Below are 2,405 nucleotides of genomic sequence, written 5' to 3' on the forward strand. Positions count from 1 at the left end.
GTTCGCCCACGGCACCAGAGGGCAGGTACATGACTGGGGGGTGATCGCCACACCGTGGGGCTTTGCGCCCGAGGAGATCGGTGTCGAGGTGCAGCTGTGGCAGGGTGACCAGGACGACCGGGTCCCAGCCCACCACGCCGAGTTCCTGGCCGCCGCGATCCCCCACAGCCGCCTCAGGATCCTCCCCGGACAGGGCCACATGATCGCCTTCACCTGCATCGAGCAGGCACTGGGGGAGCTGACGGCCAGCGAGGTCACCCACCACGCCGGCTCCACGTGATCCTGGCCGAGGAGGTGAGGCGGCCAACCGCTTCAGCGGTTAAGCGATCCTCTCGCCGGTCGATGAGAGCGGGCGCCCTTTGCCAGGCGCTTCAGCGGCGACCTGGCGGCATGAGCGCCACCGGGATGCCTGGGAGGCGTGCGCTGCTGAAGCAGTGGCGGCCCTGGGCGTTCAGGGCAACGTTGGCTCGCCGGCGAAGCCAGCCGTCAACTGCTGACCGCCCCAAGGGTCCTGTAGGGTCAGTGGCCAGGTCGCGGCGGGTGAACAGCCTCCCGCCCACCGCCAGCACGGCCAGCACCAGCAGCAGGCCCACACCCAGGCCGTGCTGCAACGGGTCGTTGCCGGGTCTTCCTAGATGTGGCCTGCGAGCGCGGTGTCTGCATGGCAACTGGCTTTGGGGGCCGATGGCCCTCGAGGCAAAGCACGCCGTTGCGGCCTGATCCGAAAATTCACGGTGCGTAGGCGCGCGGCAGCACCCGGCGCAGCGCAGCGGAGCCGGGTCCAGGCCGGGTGGATGGTTACCGGGTCAGGCGGCGGGTTCCAGGGTGACCTTGTAGCCCAGGGCCTCCAGCTGGCGGACGTGGTTGCGCTTGGTGCGGTCAGCGTTGATGCGGGTGTCGTAGAAGCCGGCGCCGAGGTCGTGGTAGTGGGCGGTGGGGTCGGCCAGCAGGTGCCAGACGATGACCAGGATGGAGCGGCCGACCGCCACGATGGCGCACTTGGCGCCGCGGCGTCGGGCGATGCGCCGGTAGCGCTCGCCCAGGAAGGTGTTGGTCCGCCCGGCGGCCACGGCGGCCTCGCCCAGCACCCGGGCAAGGTACGGGTTGCCGTGGCCGGTGGTGGCCTTGGCTTTGGTCTTGCCCGCCGACTGCTTGACCCCAGGGGCGTAGCGAGCCCAAGAGGCAAGGTGCGCAGGGGTCGGGAACCGGCCCATGTCGGTGCCGATCTCGGCGATGATGACCTGCGCGGCGGTGCGGCCGACCCCACAGATCTCATCCAGCCGGTCGACCGCCGCCCCAAAAGGGGCGATCTCGGCCTCGATCTTGCGGTCGAGTTCGGCGATGTCGGCGCTGGCCCGATCGATGCGCGACAGCATCGTCTTGAGCAGGAAGGCGTGATGGTCGCTGAAACGGCCGGTGAACGCCTCCTCCAGCTGGCCGAGCTTGGCGCGCAGCCGGGTGCGTGCCAGCTGCGCCAGCCGCTTGGGATCACGCTCGCCTTGGATGAGGGCGGCCAGCATGGCCCGGCCCGAGACCCCGAAGATGTCGCTGGCGACCACCGAGAGTTTGATCTGGGCGTCCTCCAGCAGCTTCTCCACCCGCTGCTTCTCGGCGGTGCGCACTGCGACCAGATCAGCCCGGTAGCGGGTCAGGTCCCGCAGTTGGCGGATCGGCGGGGGTGGCACGAAGCTGGGCCGCAGCATGCCCCGCTCGGCCAGCTCGGCCAGCCACACCGCATCCAGCTTGTCGGTCTTGGGCCGACCCGGCAGGTGCTTGACCTCGCGGGCGTTGACCAGCCAGACCTCCAACCCCTGGGCCTCCAGCAGATAGAACGGGGCCTTCCAGTAGTCGCTGGTGGCCTCCATCACCACCCGGGTCACCCCCAGCTCGGCCAGCCGGTCGGCCAGCTGAAGCAGCGAGCGGGTCATCGTGGCGTAGGTGGTGACCTCCTGCAGCCGCTTGCCCCGCCTGCCCTGGCCGGGCACGCGGATGCAGCAGGTCAGCTCCTTCTTGCCGATATCCAACGCCGCCACCCGGGCGATGATCTCCTCGGTCTGGTTGGTCTCCTCCAGCACCCGGCCTCCTCCCCGTGCGGTCAACAACGATGGTTGCCCGCAGGAGCCACAGGGACAGGGCGAAGCTGATCCGCGTGCTCAAGGCAACACTGAAGGGCCCACAGCGCGGCTCCCAGCGTCCGACTTAGCTCCGGCCTCACCGACCAAAGAGCAACGACGTCAGCGGGCAACCGGCCCCATTTTCAGTCCGGAACGGGCCTCCCGACAGGGAGATCAAGGACTTAGATGTAGATGCTGTCGCGGGTCACGCCAGCCAGGGCGGCGGCCCGGTCGTGGGCCATGACGCTCGCCACGGCGGCGTCGATCTTCCGAGGTGAGTCGCGGCGTTCC

Annotated in this window: 2 protein-coding genes; one reads left to right on the forward strand and one right to left on the reverse strand. The window is 69.5% G+C overall.

The genetic code is table 11. From position 1 onward, the window contains the following. A partial coding sequence (locus tag VF468_05700; GenBank protein HEX5877807.1) for a hypothetical protein occupies positions 1–280 on the forward strand: 280 nt, incomplete at its 5' end. Between the two features lie 526 nt (positions 281–806). Here VF468_05700 and VF468_05705 read toward each other — a convergent pair. Next, a complete protein-coding gene (locus VF468_05705) occupies positions 807–2,045 on the reverse strand; it encodes an IS110 family transposase (protein HEX5877808.1) in 1,239 nt (412 codons plus the stop codon). Between the last annotated feature and the right edge of the window lie 360 nt (positions 2,046–2,405).

It is taken from the genome of Actinomycetota bacterium, assembly GCA_036280995.1.
In the GTDB taxonomy this organism is placed as follows: Bacteria; Actinomycetota; CALGFH01; order CALGFH01; family CALGFH01; genus CALGFH01.